Raw genomic sequence first — 17,090 nt, 5'->3', positions numbered from 1 at the left:
CTGAGGCGTGAGATAGCCGTGCTGAGGGATAAGAGAAAACTTAGCAACACATCATATTGTACATTCGCATTCGGTTGGAAAACAACACAGAATGGTATGACAAACGATTGGTATCCTGATTACAGGATGTTCCGAATGATGTGAAATTGTAAAATGTAATGTTCATAGCCTTTTCATTTATATGCTCCAAAGCAACATTGCTTTGGACAGGAATTGGCACCTTTTCAAACGTTTTTTGAAGGTTGCCAGTGGGTCATTGAGCCAGTCTCTCGCCACTTCTTTATAAATCAAAACCCTACGATATAGAGAGGTAATGATTAGGTTGTCTTCCGCTGAAGACTCTGCAAATATATCTTTTGATTTTTAATCTTGCAAATATTTGCTCGAAAACTTTTATAAATAAAGTGCTGAAATGTCCGGAATGCAGAGTTGCAGGAGGATTTTAGGACAGCTGAAACCAGCCTTTAAAAGAGCAGAAAACGGATTTTTTTGATGCGGTAGACTATATATGTTTGTGAAGTAAAATCAAGGTCATATAAGATGAAAGAAATAGACGAATTAAACTGGAATGACATTACTTTAGCGTTACATAATAAGGGATATGCTCTGCTTTCGGATGTTCTTACTGATCAGGAATGTGAAGATCTGAAGGCAAATTATTCGCATCCGGATGCTTACCGAAAAACTGTAGTGATGGAGCGTTATCGGTTTGGAAAAGGAGAGTATAAGTATTTTGATTATCCGCTTCCGGATCTTATTGAAAAAATCCGTAGAACGGTTTATCCATATCTTGCAGCCGTGGCTAATGCCTGGAATCGTGCATTACATATTGAGGTTGAATTTCCGGCTGAACATGAAGTGCTTTTGAAACAGTGCCACGATCAGCAACAAACCAAAGCCACTGTACTGATCCTGAAATACGGACCCGGTGGATTCAATACGCTGCATCAGGATTTGTACGGAGAGATTTATTTCCCTATGCAGATTCTTCTTTTTCTTAGTGAACCGGAAGTGGATTTTACAGGAGGTGAATTTGTATTGCTGCAGCAGATACCCAGAGCTCAGTCACAGGCTATTGTGTTGAAACCCAAAAAAGGAGATATTCTGATTTTTACAACCAATTTCAGACCTATGAAAGGAACAAGGGGATATTACCGTGCCAATATGAAACATGGTGTAAGTGAGGTGTATAGTGGCGAACGCTATACACTGGGTATTATTTTTCATGATGCGCTAAGCTGATGCTAATCCGCCATATCGCATGTGTAGATGCGGAAATAAGAAGTAAAATCCGGACTTCCGAAATATGTTTTGCGGGTAATCGTAAATTGAAAATCTACGGTAAATTGTCGTGCAGATCGGGCAAAAGGATGCTTCGCCAGAACAGGGTTTTCTTTGCTTCTGAGCAGCAGGCTCTGTTAGGCGGATACAGACCGTGTGGACATTGTATGAGGGCTGAGTTTGTGAAATGGAAAAATACAGAGATGCGTTAAATGTAAGTATACCTGCGCAGGACAATGCATATATATTCAACGATCAGCTTATAATTTTGTGGATGGCCATTTCGATTATATCAATAGCTTCTTCGATTTCGGTAAGATTTAAAGAGGCAAATCCGAATCTGAAAGCATTTAGTTCTTCGTTAAGTACCTTAATCTTTATACCGTTTCGAAGTAAAATTTCGTGTAGTTGGCGGACAGGAATCTTTTTGTCCAGCTGAATCCACATGGCCATTCCGCCACCCGGCAGGCTAAGCGAAACATAGGAGCCAGCTTTTTTGGTAAGAAGATCATAAAGGCGGTCTCTTCGCTGATGGTATGCTTTCTTTGCTTTTGTAATATAACGTTTGAGTTCTCCCTCCTGAATAAGAGAAGCGAGTGCATCCTGCATAAACATATCTCCGCCAACATCTATGGATTTTCTGAAATCTGCAGCATGATCGATAAAATTGCCGGGAGCAATCATAAAACCTATGCGTATGGAGGGTGCCAGTATCTTAGAAAAGGATCCGATATAGATCACTCTTCCTTCATGATTGGCACTTGCAAGAGGCAGATAGGGTGCTGAATCGTAATGGTAATCATAGTCGTAATCATCTTCTATAATCACAAAATCATATTGTTTAGCCAGCTCCAGCAGGCGCATTCTGCGTTCTGTAGTCAGTGTTACTGTCGTCGGATAATGGTGATGAGGAATCACATACAAGAAATGAATGGTCTGGTGGGCACAGATCTGTGCTATTGCATCTACGTCCAGGCCATATTTGTCAACCGGTACTCGGATCACTGTTGCACCCATATCTGTAAAGACCTTTGTTGCTGTGGTATATCCGGGATCACCTACTATTACCTGCGTATTTTTATTGATCAGAAGATGGGCGGCAATATAGATACTCATCTGTGCGCCGTGGGTGATGAGTATATTTTCTTTGCCAATGTTTATTCCTCTTGTTTCGGAAAGCAATAAAGCCAGCTGATCGCGCAGACGCGTAGAACCGCGGGCATTGTCTTCCTTGCTCTGTTCGATGTTATTTTTCTTAGTTAAAATAAAACGGTATGATTTTAACAATGTATCAATAGGAGAGAGGCGTACATCGGGATATCCGTCATCGATAATTAATTTCAGAATCGCCATATGATCTTTCTTTTTGGCAGGCTGCATCATATGTTCGCCCGGGATTTCCAAACGATATCCATAAGCATTAAGCATGCGTTCGCTGTTCCATTTTTTAGGTTTCAGTAACGGCAGTTGTTCGGATACATAAATTCCTTTTCTGGGAATGGCTTTGATATAATCCTGAGCAATAAGTTCCTCGTATGCAGCAAGTACCGTTTTGCGGTGTACCACTAGTTTCTGCGCCATTTCCCGACTACCGGGTAGGGCTGCTCCGGGCTTCAGTATACCGTTGCGTATAGCATTACTGATTGCGAAGGCGATCTGCAGGTAAACCGGATTTTTGTGTGTTCTTTCTATAGTTATGATTGACTCAAACGGAAACATACTGGACTATTTGTTGGTTTTGTTGTGGACTACAAAGGTAGTCCAAATAACGCATATGTTTGTTGTAAATTAATAACAAATAATAGGAATATGAATTACAACATTAAAAAAGTGGTCCTCGAAGATCTGGATCAGGCAGCAGAATTATTTGATCTTTACCGTGTTTTTTACCGTCAGGAATCGGATGTGGAAAAGGGGAAGAAATTTTTGCGGGAAAGAATACTGAATGATGAATCGCATATATTTTTGCTGTTTGAGGATGAGAAAGCGGTGGGATTTGTACAGCTGTACAAATTGTTTCACTATACCAAACTCCAGAAGCAATGGTTGTTGAGCGATCTGTATGTTCACCCGGAGCACAGGGGAAAAGGTTATTCGGTGGCTTTGATTGACAGATGTAAGAAGTGGTGTGAACAGACAGACGCCTGCGGACTGATGCTGGAAACAGAGAAAACTAATGCTATCGGCAATACATTGTATCCGCGCTGCGGATTTGAGTATGACGGATTGCATAATTACTATTATTGGTGGAAGTAAAGTTTACGTAATAGAATAGTACATGAAGCCCCGGTAAAATTGAACTGCCCCCTAAAAGTTGGACAAAACTTTTAGGGGCTTTTATTAATTATCAGATATGCTGATCAATAAGAATTGGATTGCCGTCCGGATCCACAATAAAAAATCCCGCCGGACCTGAACTTTTTATATCAACTTCTTCAAGTGGATGAATGCCGGCTTCTTTTAGTGCCATTTGTATAATGCGCACATCATCAAAGTTCGTGAGTAGTTTGGCGTTGGAATCCCAACCCGGATTGAAAGTCAACAGATTTTTGTCAAACATTCCCTGAAACAGTCCGATTAGTGTTTCCTCATTTTTCATAATCAGATAGTTGCTTTCCAGACTTCCTGCAAAAACTGAGAAACCTAATTTTTCGTAAAATTCTTTTGAAACGTTAATGTCTTTTACATTGAGACTTACAGAAAATGCACCTAATTTCATAATACTTCTTTTTAAAATTATCAGGATCGTTTATAACTCTGGTTTTATCTTTACAAGGTAACAAGATAGTCCTGTCCGTACAACTTTTATTTACTTAACATGTGCACTCCTTTTAATTTCAGGTGTTTAGTTGATTTTAATTGTGCCTGGGCTTGTGTTTTTGTGTTGTGTCTCTAGCTGTATTGTTTAAATTAGCTGTTTTCGGGGATTTTAAATAGCCGTTCGAAGAGATACTTTTGTTGAAGTTATTCATCAAAAAAAATATCATGGACAGAAAAACGACTGCAATTATCTCTTACATTACTCTTATTGGTTGGCTTATAGCTTATTTTCAATACAAAGATAAAACGAAGGACGCATTTGTAAGTTATCATCTTAAGCAATCCCTGGGTATTACGATAATAAGTATCCTGCTTGGATTGGTATTGAATATTGTTGTTATAGCTGTACCTGCCTTAGCTGTACTTACCTACGCCAATATTTTTATATTGATCTTATGGATTTTGGGGATTGTTAATGCTGTAAAAGAGGAAATGAAACCGGTGCCTGTTGTAGGAACTATATTCGAGCAGAAGTTTTCCTTTCTTGATTAATGTTTCGTACCGGATTTTGTAATACTATTGACTTAAAAAAATAATAATTATGCAAAAGATTGGTTCATTTATGGTTGTTATCGGCATTCTGGCGATAATACTTGGTTTCTTTAATTACGTACCTAAAATATTGATGTGGATCTACCAGTGGGGAGAGGGAGTGGCCTGGACTATTAAAATCGGTCTTATTGTTTTAGGCGGACTATTGTATCTTTTGGCAGGAAAGAGCCCTGAGCAAGCAGAAAGTTCTTCTGCAGATCAGAATGATGCCGCACAAAATTGATTGGTTTTATTGTTGTTTTTAAGGTTTTGCAGATATAGAGCCGGTCTTTATAATGCAATACTTCAATTAGAAATACGCCTTCGGGCGTATTTTTTTTGTTAGGCTATGTCTGACTCCCTACTTCATTATAGTGAAGGTAACTTTCATTGGTAAAATCCCGGAAGTCAAAGATTTCGAAAACTATTTTCCCTATTGTATAGTGTAACCGGGATAGGATTTGTTGCTTTTCTCCTTTCAGAATTAATGTGAGTCTGGTGCCATTGTGATCCGATTCAAAACCTGATTTCAGGAGATGATGTATTTGAAACTCATTCCAAACATGTTTTTCCAATAGTTTCTTAATATGAGGTATCGTGACTTTAAGTGTTTTTCGGGAATATGTTATGTTGAGATGTATATTTTCCTGCTTGTTTAATATCAATTTTAAATCTTTAATACTATTTGCTAACAGTTTTTCAAGTATATGCTGAAATAGATCAGGATCCTGTTGAATGGGTTTGGAAACAGGTTGAAGATTAAGTTTTTCAAGCTCTTCTTTTGATTTATGCAGGCTTTCTTCAAAGTATTCCTTCGCGTACAGGAGCTTTTTATCTTTCAAAAGCTTTTCATAGAACCGGATATTCCTTTGCTCGTGCTCTTTCTTCTCGTACAAATTATCTGTGAGCTTATACAGGGTACGAAGTCTTTGATTGAGACGACTTAAGGCCCGGCTATGGTGATGGGCTTCAAGGTATTCCATTTCTTTCACACAATTCCTTATGAGCTTTTGAAGTTTTTTCTTTTCTGCTTCATATTGGGAAATCAAAAGTTCGGGAGAATGTTCCATGCTATTCGTGCTTGATCTGTTTTAGTCTCGGATTCGTTTAAATATATATGTATTTGTGCTTTCTGATTTTTTTAAGAAGTTGTCTGTAAAGTTGAGCATGCCGTTACATTCATAGATAAGCAGTTTATCAGCAGAAACAGATATTTCGCAATAGGGTGCATGATGATCATCATTTTCTGCGGGCAGAATAAGTTTATCACCTTTGATAAAGGCTTTATATGCATCTGTATGTTCAGAAAGAGATCTGTCTTTTATTGTTTCCATTCCTCCTGTCCAGTCATTAATCAGGACATAAGTTAAAGTGGAATCGTAGGAAATGCTTATGTTCCGGTTGTTGGTCTTGTCTCTCCATATACCCTCATATATCTTTTTTGAATTCGCTATATCAGTTTTACTTTGGGCATATGCACTCTGCGAAATACATAGCAGTAATAAAAATATATTTCGGATCTGAACGGCCATGCTATCTACAACTTTTAGGGTCATTTTTGACTAAAAGTAATGAATTTTTCCGGTCAATGGAGCGTTATATGTCTAAGCTTATACGTGTTTTTTACAAACAGGGCAATCGTCTGTCCGAATAGGGGAGCATAGGATTTCTTAAAGTGATGTGTCTTCGCGCTTTAATTTAACAACCACATGATGATCACCGGCTTTCAATATAACAGTCTGTTTCTGAAAATGATCTTTTTGAAAATTTAATTTCACCCTTTTGCTGGTGCCGATAAATCCGCTTCTTATTTCGTAAAACTCAAACTTACCGATGGAATCTGTAAGGTATGGTATATTGCCATTTCTGCTGTTAACAATTACATATTCAACCTCAGGAAGAGGTTTTCCTGTCTGTGCATCCGTTACAATTCCGCTGACTCTTACCATCATGTCACAGGAGGACAGGGATAATGTCAGAAGAAAGGCTGTATAATATCTTTTCATAACGTAATGCATTGAATATATAAAAATACAGAAATCGTTATACGCATACATCACTGTTTTCAGGGATATTGCAGTATGATTGTCTATGTTAAGAATAATCCGGATCTATTTTGGTTGTTGCTGTGTGACACAATGGACCATCCCGCCATTTGCAAATAAATTGCGACAGTCTATTCCGATAACTTTTCTTCCCGGATAGTGCTTTTGAATAATAGCATTGGCGACTGTATCATTGGGATCGTTATAGTTAGGTACCAGTACTACAGTGTTGCCAATATAATAATTGATGTAGGAAGCTTTTCCGACATTTTTACCATATGTGGTTGTTACATCATTTTTAGTAAGTGGTACATTGACAAAATTGTAAGGCTGACCATCCCTGTTAACGGCCTCATACAATGTCGTGATGTCATGCTCCGGTACCTGCCAGTATAAAAGATCATCATCTGCCATTGTGATAATAGTAGACTTATCGGCAAATCTGGCAAATCCGTCAATATGAATGTCCGTGATATCGAGTCCTGCTTCCCCTTCCAGCCAGATAAAATGTGTAGTTCCCAGATATTTGGTAAAGATACTTTCAGCCTGCTGCTGTGTCATACCGGGATTCCGGTTTTTATTGAGGACCGAGCTCTTACAGGCCATTAAAGTGCCGTTTCCATCAATTTCCACACTTCCGCCTTCATTGATCATTATATCATTGAGATTTATGGATTGCATATTTTTGTCTGCAGCCAGTTGCGATGGGATACGCTCGCAATTTTCATAATCCGCTTTTTCTCCCCAGCCATTGAATCCCCAGTCTTCAACGAGGAGTTTCCCATTGTTATCTTTTACATAGATCGGTCCATTGTCACGAATCCATACATCGTCGGTACGTGCGATTGTAAACTCCACATAAGCAAGAGAGATCTGCGCTTTCTTTAGTAATGCGCTGACTCTTTCCAGTTCGATATTGTCATACACGATGATATGTACCTTTTCACTGTTTACAAGCGCTTTGGTCATGGCGACCCAGGTTTCATCCAGCCTGTCGCGGAAAGTTCTGCCATATAGGTATTCGTGAGGCCATTGCAGCCAGGTGCCTTCATGTAAGGCGGATTCTTCGGGCATTCGGTACAGGACTGCAGAATCGACAGGAGAAACCGGATTCATCATGCTGCTTTCTTTTGAGCAGGATAGAAATAGGGTGGATAAGATCATTAGTGTGATTGCCATTTTATACATCATTAATATTATAAATTTTGTTAAGGCAAAACTACGAGCCTGAGAAAATAGATTGTTGTCCAAAATTGACAACCTTATTTTTTTAGTCCAAGGGTAACCATATGTAGGTTATCTGCTCTTCAGCTGAGTCTGTATTGTCCGGGTGTTTGGTATATTTCTCGATAACTGGCGTATGACTGAACCGGAGTCCTGCTGTCAGTATCCAGCCGGAATATATCTGGCTGTAGGTGTCTTCGATGGTTTCATATCTGCCATAATGGGTAAACTGTGCATATTTGCCTCCGCCAATTGTCTTGGAGGGAAGCCTGCTTGTCAACGACTGCAGCGATGAACAGGTATCGTATCTGCAGTTTAGATTCTCCCTGATGAGCGGCTCGTCAGCGACAATTCCGTAGAACTCATTTCCTTGCTCAGGAAATTTGTGTTGCAGGAATGTATCCCACTGTGATTCGATCTCTGTATCTATATAATTGATAAAGGAACTCCTGTAATAAACTGTCATGGGACGGACATAGATAATCTGCAGTTGGAGAATCTGTGTCGCTTCGACCGGTAAAATATCGGCTTTCGTAAACAGGGGAGTCTTCCCGGCTCTGGCTTCCTTCGGAGAGATTAAAAAATGTTGTTTAAATGCCTTTGAAAAAGATGCTACATTCGAAAATCCTACTTTTAAAGCAATTGCAGAAATATTCTGATCGCTGTAGAGCAACATTTTATATGCATTCTCTATGCGCAACCTTTTCTGGTAAGCACCGATAGTTTCCCCGCAGGTATAGCTGAATATCCGCTGAATATTTCTGTATGAATAATGGGAAATATCTTCCAGCTGCTCAATAGAAATAAGCTGATCATAGTTTTTTTCTATAAAGCTCAATGTGTTATACACACAGGTTAGATTCGAAGAAATATCCTGTTTCATCCGGATTTTATATTATCTGTCAAAGATACCGGAATCAAACTGCGTTTTGAAATACCGGAATGTACGCAATCCTCTCCGTATCTTTGAGCTATCTATGCAAACAAAATTCAGTATTTGTTGTTCTAAGTTCATTCAGATTTAATAGCTGACAGCGTCTTTGTATAATATTACCTGACCATAAATCCTGGCATATGAAAGCAAAAAAAATATGGGCAAACTTTAGTGTTAAGGATGTAAACCGTACCCGCGAATTTTATACACATTTGGGTTTTACGCCTAATAAGTTTAGTAATAATCCTCAACTTGTCAGTTTTCTCTTCGGGGAAAATGACTTTGTTATTCATTTTTTTGAACAGGGCTCACAAATAGATAGGTACTTGTCTCCCGAAATACAAAACAGTGAGATTATATTCACACTTTCTGCCGAAACGGCATCGGAAGTGAAAGAATGGTCGGATAGAGTGAAACAAGCCGGAGGTACTGTTTTTAATGAAATGAGCAGGGATGATTCCAATTATTATGGTTTTGCCTTTGCGGATCCTGATGGTCACAGATTTAATATCCTGTTAATGGAGCCGGGAATGTGACGTAACCCGCAACCTTCCTTTTATTTTGAAGTTTTATGCCCTTTTCTGTTTTTTAAAATATTTAACAAAGAAAAAAAGTCAGGGTAATAATGCCTGCAAAAGTAAATATCCCATATTAGCGCATCGGCAGAAAATTGAGTTGACTCAGCAATCATTCCTGTTGATAAGGACATTACCAGAGCGTTGGAAAGATAGGTGTCTGATATTTTAAACTATATTCTTAAGGTAACCCGTAAGATCTGTTTCCGAATCCAGGTTAAACTTCTGTTTGAGACGATACTTGGTCATCCTTACACTTTTAGGTTCCACATTCAGCAAATGGGCAATTTGTTTGGTTTCCATACCGAGGTAGAGATAAGCACAGTATTTAAAATCAAGGTTTGTCAGTTTCTGTCTGGATCTGTCATTGAGATTCTTAAAAAAATCCGGATGCAGCTCCTGTATACTGAATTTGGCCTTTTCAAATTCATGGTCCATGCGGTACTCTTCTTTGACTACCTGCCGGATATTAATGTCTTTATCATCGGATAATCTGCTTTCCAATTGTTGAAGTACTTCGTTTTTATGCTGCAAATGAAGCTGGTTTACCAGTGCTTCGCGTTGAAGTTGTTGTTGTTTTAATGTAAGCAATTCCTGTTCTGCTTTTAGCCTTGCTTTCTCTTCTTGCTCAAGTTTAAACTGAATTTCGGCCTCATGTTTTTCGGTGATCAGTTTTTTCTCACTTTCTAAAGAAAAACGAAGTTTGAAATGATAGGAGCGAAACATAAAAAATGCACCTATTAATCCAATGATACCTAATCCTATATACAGTAATTTTTCACGCTTAAGGCTTACGGCCCTCTGTGTTAATGCCTGAAATTCTGTTTCTCTTTTTTGCGCCTGATACTGTGCTTCCAGTTTTTTTGCAGTAGCAGCCTGGTTTTCATTATACAACAGGTTGTTGTATTCCGTTGTTTTGGATTGATATTCATAGGCTTTCCGGAAGTTTTTCTGATCCGCATACAGCTTTGCCAGATCGCTTACAATATTCAGGAGTGTATAATAATAAACAGGTCTTTGAGTCATCGCAATAGCTTCAGCCTTAAGTAAATACTGTTCGGAGAGCAATACATTATTGTCCTTCATGGCCAGGTTGCTCAAAATACCAAGAGCACCTGCCTGAAGAGGCTGACTGTTGGATATATGCCGGGTAAGTTGCAGTATTTCATTAGAAGCGCTTTCAATTTCCCTGCGAACGGAAGGTTTGATTACCGGATACATCAGATTATAATTAGCCAGGTTCAGTAAAGATAAAGCATAGGTATAATCTGAAATATGTCCCGGAAAGTGATGGTATAGGGCTACAGCCTTTTGACACATTTCAACTACAGCATCCAGATCTTTGATATCTCCTGTTTTCTCATATTTATATGCATAGCATACCGCTAATGCAGAATATGCAGAGCTCATCATATTTTTATGTCCGGACATTTCAGCGAATGTTATTGCTTTTTTCGCATATAAGGTTGCATTTTCAGCATCGTTCCATTCTGAATAAATTCCGTATAGAATATAATTGAGTTTGGCCTTTAACAGGACTTCATCAGGCTGTTTTTCTATTTCGGGTAATAGGACCTGTGCCAGTTTTATAGCATTCTCATATTCTCCCAGTGTGTTGTAATAATATATGCGGAGGTAGCTGGCATACAGCTTTGTTATTGGAGTACCGGCTTTTTTTGCAGCCCTCTCCGCTGCATCCAGATCTGTCTGAAACTTATCATATTCTGATTTATTGAGTGTAATTACTCCTTTTTGGACCAATGCTTTTACTTGTTCTGTCTCATTATGCGTATTCTTTGCTAACAAGAGTTGATGCTGTACTGTTGTTTCAGCTAAAGGATAATTGTCATTGATCCGGTACAGCTCAATAAGTTCATTATAAATTCTGAATTTTTCGGTAACAGAAATGGCATTCTCTTTCAACCTGTTTTGCAGGCTGTCGGTCAGCATATTCTGTGCATCACAGTATGTCGCTACACAAAGTACAATTATAAATAGACAACAAAATCTGATTTTCATGCTGTTAAAGTACAAAAATTGTAAACATACAGCAACGATTTGCGCAGGTTTTGAAATAATCAGTTGACGGTTAATTTATTGACATTTAGATTGTTATTTTGTTTTGTAGTCGTTTTGTAGTTGCCTGTTTTTGTTGCAGTAGCTGTTTTGTAGGAATTCAAAAACAAATTTTCTTCCCAAATACCTGCAACTTTGACTCAACGAATTTCAAAACAAAATTTAAACTTAATCAAATACATTATCATGGACAACAAGACAATTTCAATCCTATCGTACATTACATTAATCGGATGGCTTATCGCTTATTTTTCAGGAAAAGAAAAAGCAGACGATTCTGCAAAATATCATCTGAAACAGGGGCTTGGCTTGATCGTTTTTTCTTTTGCGTTGAGTATTGTACTACAAATAGTCATGAGCATAACGCATATCTATGCGCTAAGTTACATCAGTGTTATTTCTCTGGTACTTCTTATTATCGGAGCGATCAATGCCTCAAACGGGGCTAAAAAACCACTTCCGTTTATTGGCAGTTTCTTTGAAAATAAATTCGCCTTTATCAGCTAAGTCTTTCTTAAGGGAGAAATCAAAGAGACAAAACCGGATTAAGGAAGTTTTCAGACAGATTCAGTTTTATTCAGGTGCAGTTTTATTAAATGGATGTTTTAGCAGTGTTGTGATTGACTTAAACAGCCATCCCATTATCCGGCAATCGGAACTGTTTTTATTTCAGGAAGCAGTGCCTTTTGCGGATATTGAAAATTTTAGCCCGTAAAGCAGTTTTTTGAAGAACAGATCTTGTTGTCAGCAATTACTATTAAAAACAGAATAATAATGCAAGCATACACATATCTTATACAGGACGATAATAGTTATAAACTGAAAAGTTTTATTTCCTTTTTTCATATTATTATTGTAGTCTGGTGGCTTATCGGGGCAGCAATAATCATCTATAGCGATCACTTCAAAACAGGTGTCAGCATTATAATTTTAACTTCGCTGATGCTGGCATTTCTATTTATTAGGCTATCCAAAACCAGAATATTTCCTAACGAGAGAAAGTTTAAAATTGATACGGGAGTAAGGGGACAGGCCCCTTTGCTCTATAGCTTTTCGGAGATTGAAAGGCTAGAAATATATGTTATAAAATGGATTTTCGGAATACCGATCCACGTCACTTTATACGTGAGATTCAGATTTGCTGATAAAACGAAGCGCTTTGAGCTGACTTCTTCACTAAGCAAGAAGAAGATTCAGCTCCTGTATAACGAACTGGAAGAAGTCTTAAATCAATAAAAACAGCGTAGAAAAAATGAAAAGAATATATTATATAGTATTTATCCTGAGTCTGTGTGTAGTTTCCTGCGGACTGGGTGAAAAAAGTTACCCTGAAATGGTTTTTGAAAAAGTAAAACTGAATAGTAATAAAATTCCGGATGGTTTTGAACTGCATTTTACGGAGATTCGGGGACAACTGAAGGTAGGAAACCTGGTTATTGTTACTCCTCAAAATGAAGTGAAAAAGGTGAACGCTACGGAGTATGTGCAAAATCGCTATGTAAATATGTTTGATGCCGATATCCGGGATATAAAAGATCTTAAATCCGATGAGGAAACAGCTCCGATATTGAAAGCTGCTTTGGACATGTTTCAATACGCAGATGATATTTATAAAAATGATTTTCCACGAATTGCCGGAATGATTGATGAAGGCAAGCCTGCTGCTGAAATTGATGCCGCTATTGCAGCACTGGAAGAAACAAAAGGTGCTTTGGTCGATGAAAAATATAATAAAGTACATGATCTGATCATGCCCTATGCCGACAGGCATGGAGTGGAGTACAAAATGTTGAATACACCGGGATTTGGTAAATCTTCAAATAAATAAACCGCTAAGGCAACTTTTCATAAATATCAGTATAGATCAGATACCTGAAAACAGAAAATAAGCAAGTGAAAAAATTTACAAGAAACGGAAACGAATACAAACTAAATACACAATGGGGACTATATATCCCTTTGGTTGGATCCTTTGTATTACTAACTATTGCCGGCTTTACAGCGATACCTGAATCTTCCTTTAAATGGTGGATGATAGGAATAGTGGTATTGTTAATTCTTTCTATTCTCAATAGTTACCTCATCATAGATGTAGATAAAAAAGAAATCCGTACCAAAACAGGGTTTATAAAAGTCTCCAGGACTATTCCTTTTGCGGATTTAAAGGGTTTTACAGTTCATAAAACACTCCAGTTTGGTTTTATTACCACCAATGTAGGTCTCGTTGCTACCTATGGGGATAACAACGGGAAGAAAAAGGATATACAGTTGGCACAGAGCTTTTTTGCAAGACCTATACAACACATATTAAACGAAATAGACGAAATAATAAGTTATGAGCATCAGAGATAGACTCAGATTTGAGCATGCACCTTACGGTATCTCTCTGCAGCCTAACCGCAGAATTATATCCTCATTAATGTGTTATGCCGTAGCAGTGGTGATCTCTGTTATTGTGTTGATTCTGTTTGCTCAGCAGCTAGGTGAGGGTGGCAGGATCTTATGTTTAGCTGTAATCATTTACTTTATACTTCACGGCTTGTATGATATACTTTTTCGTTTGAATGTCAGGTACATTTTTGATAGGTACGATCGGGCTGTTTATCGTGAAAACTCTCCTTTTGGCAGACGAAAGCTGATGATGTTTGATGAAGCTGTGATTTTTATAAATGCTGATTCAGGTAGCTGGCACTATAGTCTGGGTATTAAAAGGAAACAGTTTTTAAAGAATTATAAAATCAGTCCGAATTATAGCAACGGAAAGATTTCTGAGAAGCATTCAATGGAATTTGAAGAAGAAATATTAGATCCATTAATACTGTTACTGGAGCCATAAACCTGAGAGCATTTATTTTTGACCTAAATTGTTGTTTTTTTGTTGAAATGAGGTTATAATACTATAATATAGGTTGTTAATTTTGTGTTGTGAATAAAATTAAGAGAATAACGCCTACAGATTTCAGAGGACAGTTTATGTCAGAAATGTCGACAGAATTTGCTGTTTTAAGAACACCTATTCAGATTCACGATATAGCAAAAACATCTGGTTTTATCAAAGTGCCTACACCCCTACACAGGCCGGAATTCAATTTTATTGTTCATATTACCGGAGGAAGCGCCAAACAGCAGGTAGATGCTAATCTGGTATCCCTAAAAAAAAATGAGATCTTATTTGTCAGGCAGGGTAATGTGACTTCATTAAAAGAGGTAAGTCCGGATGCTACCGGATATATGATTTTATTCGAAGATCAGACACTCAATCAGTTGTTATCCAAACAGGAACTTATTAAACTTTTTTCTGCCAATGTAGTTATTCAGTTACCTGAGGAGAGCAGCATATGGCTTAACTCATTATTTGAGCTGTTGAGCATCGAACTTTATCACCCCAATCCAAATCTGGGGATCTGCTATTCACTTTTTCAGGCTGGACTGCAAAAGATATTTACTTCCAGTAAGGAGTTAAATAAAAATATGAACCGAAGTGCTGAGGTTACTTTTAATTTTAAGGAACTCGTGTATAAGCACTATCAGGAACATAAGATCATCTTATTTTATGCTGCTAAGTTATCTGTTTCTGAAAACTACCTTCATAGATGTGTAAGTGAAACTATCGGTGAAAGTCCGAAAGAATGGATCAATAAGGTGAGCATCCTGCAAAGCCAGCTGCTGTTGCAGGATCTGACCAAAAGCATTTCCGAAATTGCTTTTGAACTCAATTATGGTGACCCCAGCTATTTTGGGCGCCTCTTTAAAAAAATAACCGGAATAACCCCATCGGAATATCGGATTGCTTTTATGCAGGATTTGTCCGAGTAAAACGTGATTTCGTTTTAAAGCACTGTTTGTTTTCAGGCCATCTTTGTATTAACAAAATCAAAGAAAATGAAAACATTAATAGTTATTAAAAACGGTGATATCGGCAGTAGGCTATCGGTCATCTCTAATGGTAAGTATAAAGCGCTGACCACATGTACACGTCTGTATCTGGTCGCTTTATTTTCTATCCTCTTTATACATAACAGTTACAGTCAGATTATTCAGGATATCGGTGGAATCGCAGTTACCAGTCATAATAAGACTACTTTTAAAGACATGCCCTTGGGCAGTTTAGATTCAGAGAATAAGTTTCAACTGAATACATATGATGCCTGGCTATCGGTTCCTCCTGTTAATATTGGTAAAACCAGCATTTTTACAAATATGAATTATCGGTTGATGGACTTCAATTATGATGACAATACGATCGATGATCCAAATCGTATCGGAAGGATTCAGGAAATAAAATCAACCCTAATTATCCAACACCCCATTTCGCGTAAATGGTCTGTCATGGCGATAGCTATGCCAACCCTTGCTGGAGAAAAGTCCGTCTCGTTTGATGATCTGATTCTGGACGGTATACTTGGGGTATCCAAAAAATTTGGTTCTGAATCAAATCTTGAGATCGGATTTGGCGTTCATGCACTGTATTCTTTCGGAGAGACATTGATTACGCCGGGAATAACTGTTGACTATCGCAGTACTAACAATAAATGGCTCGCACAATTTTACTGGCCCCGGTTAAATGTGCTCTATAATGTAAGTTCGAATACACAGGTCGGTTTGGCAGGCTCCATAGACTGGACACGGTTTAACCTGAAAAATTATCGCGGTTATAACGACAGAGAGATAGATTATGCTCAGTTCTCCACGATTCACGGCGGATTGCAAATACATCAACGGCTGATAGGAGGACTTTGGTTGCAGGCACAGGGAGGAATGGGACTTTTGAACAGTTACGAACTGTACGACACTAACCAAAAAACTGTGAATAAGTCCTCTATTTCTAATATGGCATACGGAAAAGCAGCATTGACTTATCGTATTGGCAGGAGATAAATAAATTAAAATCCATTCAAATAATCCATTGAAAATCATGAAAACTACAATTTTTACAGCTTTTCTCCTGTGTACATCAGTCATGGCTAGGGCTCAACAGGCAAAACTGAGTATCAATGTCACAAATGTTGAACCGGGTAAAGGCACGGTCATATTGAATATTTATGATAAAAAAGAAGATTTCCTGAAGAAAGTCTTCCTGAGTAAAACACTTAAAGCAGATGATTCAAATCTGACATTCGTTATTGAATTGCCCAGGAAAGGTATCTACGCCATCACTGTTTTTCAGGATAAGGATGACAATAAGAAATTAAAACAAGATTGGTTTGGTATTCCGCAGGAACCTGTTGGCTATGGAAATAATTTCAAACCATCTGCTAAGCCCGGTTTTAAGGACTGCTCGATAAGGGTAGACCGTGATCATGTAATCCAAACGATTAAGCTTTATTAAATATAATCCAGAACCGGATAACGGATTAATTCAGAGAGTTTTCCGGTTCTTATAAATTACTTATTATGAGAAATAGAAACTATATTCCGTCAGCTTTCAATTTACGTACGCTGGTGGCTGCGGCTGTACCTTCTTATGTATTTCCGGCCCTGATGTCTTTTTTATCTGGTTATTTTCTTCAAAAAACAGAACTAATGAGGGCAAGCTATACAACTATAGGTCTGTCTTCCTTATTATCAACGCTATTTAGCTTTATTATACTGTGGCAGTTTGAG

Annotated in this window: 22 protein-coding genes and 1 riboswitch; of the genes, 14 read left to right on the top strand and 8 right to left on the bottom strand. The window is 38.0% G+C overall.

Going from position 1 to position 17,090, the window contains the following annotated elements:
• Positions 1-174: 174 nt before the first annotated feature.
• A riboswitch (SAM riboswitch) is annotated at positions 175-289 on the bottom strand.
• Positions 290-540: 251 nt separating this feature from the next.
• Together HMPREF0766_RS15240 and HMPREF0766_RS15235 are read left to right on the top strand one after the other, a co-directional pair.
• Complete coding sequence (locus HMPREF0766_RS15240; RefSeq protein ID WP_002999037.1) at positions 541-1,242, top strand: 2OG-Fe(II) oxygenase; 702 nt, start codon at positions 541-543, stop codon at positions 1,240-1,242.
• A complete protein-coding gene (locus HMPREF0766_RS15235; RefSeq protein WP_002999034.1) occupies positions 1,242-1,493 on the top strand; it encodes an Ada metal-binding domain-containing protein in 252 nt (83 codons plus the stop codon). The genes HMPREF0766_RS15240 and HMPREF0766_RS15235 overlap by 1 nt, the downstream gene beginning before the upstream one ends.
• 43 nt (positions 1,494-1,536) lie before the next feature.
• Here HMPREF0766_RS15235 and pdxR read toward each other — a convergent pair whose 3' ends face one another.
• Positions 1,537-3,000: a MocR-like pyridoxine biosynthesis transcription factor PdxR gene (gene pdxR, locus HMPREF0766_RS15230; RefSeq protein WP_002999032.1), complete on the bottom strand. Its 1,464-nt coding sequence runs from the start codon at positions 2,998-3,000 to the stop codon at positions 1,537-1,539.
• A gap of 90 nt (positions 3,001-3,090) precedes the next feature.
• On the opposite strand from pdxR, the gene HMPREF0766_RS15225 reads away from it, so the two are divergent.
• Positions 3,091-3,537 (top strand): GNAT family N-acetyltransferase, encoded by a 447-nt coding sequence (locus HMPREF0766_RS15225; protein WP_002999030.1) that lies wholly within the window; start codon positions 3,091-3,093, stop codon positions 3,535-3,537.
• 91 nt (positions 3,538-3,628) lie between these two features.
• Here HMPREF0766_RS15225 and HMPREF0766_RS15220 read toward each other — a convergent pair whose 3' ends face one another.
• A complete protein-coding gene (locus tag HMPREF0766_RS15220) occupies positions 3,629-4,000 on the bottom strand; it encodes a VOC family protein (RefSeq protein WP_002999027.1) in 372 nt (123 codons plus the stop codon).
• Positions 4,001-4,266: 266 nt separating this feature from the next.
• Between HMPREF0766_RS15220 and HMPREF0766_RS15215 the strand changes: the two genes are divergently transcribed.
• Positions 4,267-4,593 carry a DUF4870 domain-containing protein gene (locus tag HMPREF0766_RS15215; protein ID WP_002999024.1) on the top strand — a complete coding sequence of 109 codons (327 nt, stop codon included), beginning with the start codon at positions 4,267-4,269 and terminating at the stop codon, positions 4,591-4,593.
• A 49-nt stretch (positions 4,594-4,642) separates the two neighbouring features.
• Positions 4,643-4,876, top strand: coding sequence for a hypothetical protein (locus HMPREF0766_RS15210; RefSeq protein WP_002999021.1), 234 nt, complete (start codon positions 4,643-4,645; stop codon positions 4,874-4,876).
• 103 nt (positions 4,877-4,979) lie between these two features.
• On the opposite strand, the gene HMPREF0766_RS15205 is transcribed toward HMPREF0766_RS15210, so the two are convergent.
• From HMPREF0766_RS15205 to HMPREF0766_RS15185, 5 genes are all read right to left on the bottom strand, one after another.
• Positions 4,980-5,702 (bottom strand): hypothetical protein, encoded by a 723-nt coding sequence (locus tag HMPREF0766_RS15205; protein WP_002999018.1) that lies wholly within the window; start codon positions 5,700-5,702, stop codon positions 4,980-4,982.
• A gap of 21 nt (positions 5,703-5,723) precedes the next feature.
• Complete coding sequence (locus HMPREF0766_RS15200) at positions 5,724-6,188, bottom strand: hypothetical protein (protein WP_002999012.1); 465 nt, start codon at positions 6,186-6,188, stop codon at positions 5,724-5,726.
• Positions 6,189-6,302: 114 nt separating this feature from the next.
• Positions 6,303-6,638, bottom strand: a complete 336-nt coding sequence (locus HMPREF0766_RS15195; protein WP_236590439.1) for a carboxypeptidase-like regulatory domain-containing protein — start codon at positions 6,636-6,638, stop codon at positions 6,303-6,305.
• A 105-nt stretch (positions 6,639-6,743) separates the two neighbouring features.
• The gene (locus tag HMPREF0766_RS15190) at positions 6,744-7,856 is read right to left on the bottom strand and encodes an agmatine deiminase family protein (protein WP_236590440.1); all 1,113 of its coding nucleotides are present in this window, start codon (positions 7,854-7,856) and stop codon (positions 6,744-6,746) included.
• A gap of 91 nt (positions 7,857-7,947) precedes the next feature.
• On the bottom strand, positions 7,948-8,784 hold the full coding sequence (locus HMPREF0766_RS15185) for an AraC family transcriptional regulator (RefSeq protein ID WP_002999006.1): 837 nt from the start codon (positions 8,782-8,784) through the stop codon (positions 7,948-7,950).
• Positions 8,785-8,975: 191 nt separating this feature from the next.
• Here HMPREF0766_RS15185 and HMPREF0766_RS15180 point away from each other — a divergent pair, with 191 nt between their 5' ends.
• On the top strand, positions 8,976-9,371 hold the full coding sequence (locus HMPREF0766_RS15180) for a VOC family protein (RefSeq protein ID WP_002999004.1): 396 nt from the start codon (positions 8,976-8,978) through the stop codon (positions 9,369-9,371).
• Between the two features lie 207 nt (positions 9,372-9,578).
• Here HMPREF0766_RS15180 and HMPREF0766_RS15175 read toward each other — a convergent pair whose 3' ends face one another.
• Complete coding sequence (locus tag HMPREF0766_RS15175; protein WP_037460501.1) at positions 9,579-11,429, bottom strand: helix-turn-helix transcriptional regulator; 1,851 nt, start codon at positions 11,427-11,429, stop codon at positions 9,579-9,581.
• A 243-nt stretch (positions 11,430-11,672) separates the two neighbouring features.
• Here HMPREF0766_RS15175 and HMPREF0766_RS15170 point away from each other — a divergent pair, with 243 nt between their 5' ends.
• The 8 genes from HMPREF0766_RS15170 to HMPREF0766_RS15135 all read left to right on the top strand — a co-directional run bounded on the left by HMPREF0766_RS15170 (position 11,673) and on the right by HMPREF0766_RS15135 (position 16,815).
• Positions 11,673-11,993, top strand: a complete 321-nt coding sequence (locus HMPREF0766_RS15170) for a DUF4870 domain-containing protein (protein ID WP_002999000.1) — start codon at positions 11,673-11,675, stop codon at positions 11,991-11,993.
• A gap of 267 nt (positions 11,994-12,260) precedes the next feature.
• The gene (locus HMPREF0766_RS15165; protein WP_002998999.1) at positions 12,261-12,722 is read left to right on the top strand and encodes a hypothetical protein; all 462 of its coding nucleotides are present in this window, start codon (positions 12,261-12,263) and stop codon (positions 12,720-12,722) included.
• Between the two features lie 16 nt (positions 12,723-12,738).
• Positions 12,739-13,314, top strand: a complete 576-nt coding sequence (locus HMPREF0766_RS15160; protein WP_002998995.1) for a hypothetical protein — start codon at positions 12,739-12,741, stop codon at positions 13,312-13,314.
• A 65-nt stretch (positions 13,315-13,379) separates the two neighbouring features.
• Positions 13,380-13,838: a hypothetical protein gene (locus HMPREF0766_RS15155; RefSeq protein WP_002998993.1), complete on the top strand. Its 459-nt coding sequence runs from the start codon at positions 13,380-13,382 to the stop codon at positions 13,836-13,838.
• Positions 13,822-14,322: a hypothetical protein gene (locus HMPREF0766_RS15150; RefSeq protein ID WP_002998992.1), complete on the top strand. Its 501-nt coding sequence runs from the start codon at positions 13,822-13,824 to the stop codon at positions 14,320-14,322. The genes HMPREF0766_RS15155 and HMPREF0766_RS15150 overlap by 17 nt, the downstream gene beginning before the upstream one ends.
• Before the next feature lie 89 nt (positions 14,323-14,411).
• Positions 14,412-15,302, top strand: coding sequence for a helix-turn-helix domain-containing protein (locus HMPREF0766_RS15145; protein ID WP_037460497.1), 891 nt, complete (start codon positions 14,412-14,414; stop codon positions 15,300-15,302).
• Between the two features lie 66 nt (positions 15,303-15,368).
• Positions 15,369-16,364: a DUF6268 family outer membrane beta-barrel protein gene (locus HMPREF0766_RS15140; protein WP_002998985.1), complete on the top strand. Its 996-nt coding sequence runs from the start codon at positions 15,369-15,371 to the stop codon at positions 16,362-16,364.
• Positions 16,365-16,401: 37 nt separating this feature from the next.
• Complete coding sequence (locus HMPREF0766_RS15135) at positions 16,402-16,815, top strand: DUF2141 domain-containing protein (RefSeq protein ID WP_002998983.1); 414 nt, start codon at positions 16,402-16,404, stop codon at positions 16,813-16,815.
• Positions 16,816-17,090: the final 275 nt, after the last annotated feature.

Origin of the sequence: Sphingobacterium spiritivorum ATCC 33861 (genome assembly GCF_000143765.1) — a bacterium.
In the GTDB taxonomy this organism is placed as follows: domain Bacteria; phylum Bacteroidota; class Bacteroidia; order Sphingobacteriales; family Sphingobacteriaceae; genus Sphingobacterium; species Sphingobacterium spiritivorum.
The sequence above is the reverse complement of the archived record's forward strand: the minus strand, read 5'-3'. Positions and strand labels throughout refer to the sequence as shown.

Excerpts from the sequence above, each read along its gene's own strand:
- HMPREF0766_RS15240 (WP_002999037.1), top strand. The coding sequence starts at position 541 with ATGAAAGAAATAGACGAATTAAACTGGAATGACATTACTTTAGCGTTA.
- HMPREF0766_RS15235 (WP_002999034.1), top strand. The coding sequence starts at position 1,242 with ATGCTAATCCGCCATATCGCATGTGTAGATGCGGAAATAAGAAGTAAA.
- pdxR (WP_002999032.1), bottom strand. The coding sequence starts at position 3,000 with ATGTTTCCGTTTGAGTCAATCATAACTATAGAAAGAACACACAAAAAT.
- HMPREF0766_RS15225 (WP_002999030.1), top strand. The coding sequence starts at position 3,091 with ATGAATTACAACATTAAAAAAGTGGTCCTCGAAGATCTGGATCAGGCA.
- HMPREF0766_RS15220 (WP_002999027.1), bottom strand. The coding sequence starts at position 4,000 with ATGAAATTAGGTGCATTTTCTGTAAGTCTCAATGTAAAAGACATTAAC.
- HMPREF0766_RS15215 (WP_002999024.1), top strand. The coding sequence starts at position 4,267 with ATGGACAGAAAAACGACTGCAATTATCTCTTACATTACTCTTATTGGT.
- HMPREF0766_RS15210 (WP_002999021.1), top strand. The coding sequence starts at position 4,643 with ATGCAAAAGATTGGTTCATTTATGGTTGTTATCGGCATTCTGGCGATA.
- HMPREF0766_RS15205 (WP_002999018.1), bottom strand. The coding sequence starts at position 5,702 with ATGGAACATTCTCCCGAACTTTTGATTTCCCAATATGAAGCAGAAAAG.
- HMPREF0766_RS15200 (WP_002999012.1), bottom strand. The coding sequence starts at position 6,188 with ATGACCCTAAAAGTTGTAGATAGCATGGCCGTTCAGATCCGAAATATA.
- HMPREF0766_RS15195 (WP_236590439.1), bottom strand. The coding sequence starts at position 6,638 with ATGAAAAGATATTATACAGCCTTTCTTCTGACATTATCCCTGTCCTCC.
- HMPREF0766_RS15190 (WP_236590440.1), bottom strand. The coding sequence starts at position 7,856 with ATGGCAATCACACTAATGATCTTATCCACCCTATTTCTATCCTGCTCA.
- HMPREF0766_RS15185 (WP_002999006.1), bottom strand. The coding sequence starts at position 8,784 with ATGAAACAGGATATTTCTTCGAATCTAACCTGTGTGTATAACACATTG.
- HMPREF0766_RS15180 (WP_002999004.1), top strand. The coding sequence starts at position 8,976 with ATGAAAGCAAAAAAAATATGGGCAAACTTTAGTGTTAAGGATGTAAAC.
- HMPREF0766_RS15175 (WP_037460501.1), bottom strand. The coding sequence starts at position 11,429 with ATGAAAATCAGATTTTGTTGTCTATTTATAATTGTACTTTGTGTAGCG.
- HMPREF0766_RS15170 (WP_002999000.1), top strand. The coding sequence starts at position 11,673 with ATGGACAACAAGACAATTTCAATCCTATCGTACATTACATTAATCGGA.
- HMPREF0766_RS15165 (WP_002998999.1), top strand. The coding sequence starts at position 12,261 with ATGCAAGCATACACATATCTTATACAGGACGATAATAGTTATAAACTG.
- HMPREF0766_RS15160 (WP_002998995.1), top strand. The coding sequence starts at position 12,739 with ATGAAAAGAATATATTATATAGTATTTATCCTGAGTCTGTGTGTAGTT.
- HMPREF0766_RS15150 (WP_002998992.1), top strand. The coding sequence starts at position 13,822 with ATGAGCATCAGAGATAGACTCAGATTTGAGCATGCACCTTACGGTATC.
- HMPREF0766_RS15140 (WP_002998985.1), top strand. The coding sequence starts at position 15,369 with ATGAAAACATTAATAGTTATTAAAAACGGTGATATCGGCAGTAGGCTA.
- HMPREF0766_RS15135 (WP_002998983.1), top strand. The coding sequence starts at position 16,402 with ATGAAAACTACAATTTTTACAGCTTTTCTCCTGTGTACATCAGTCATG.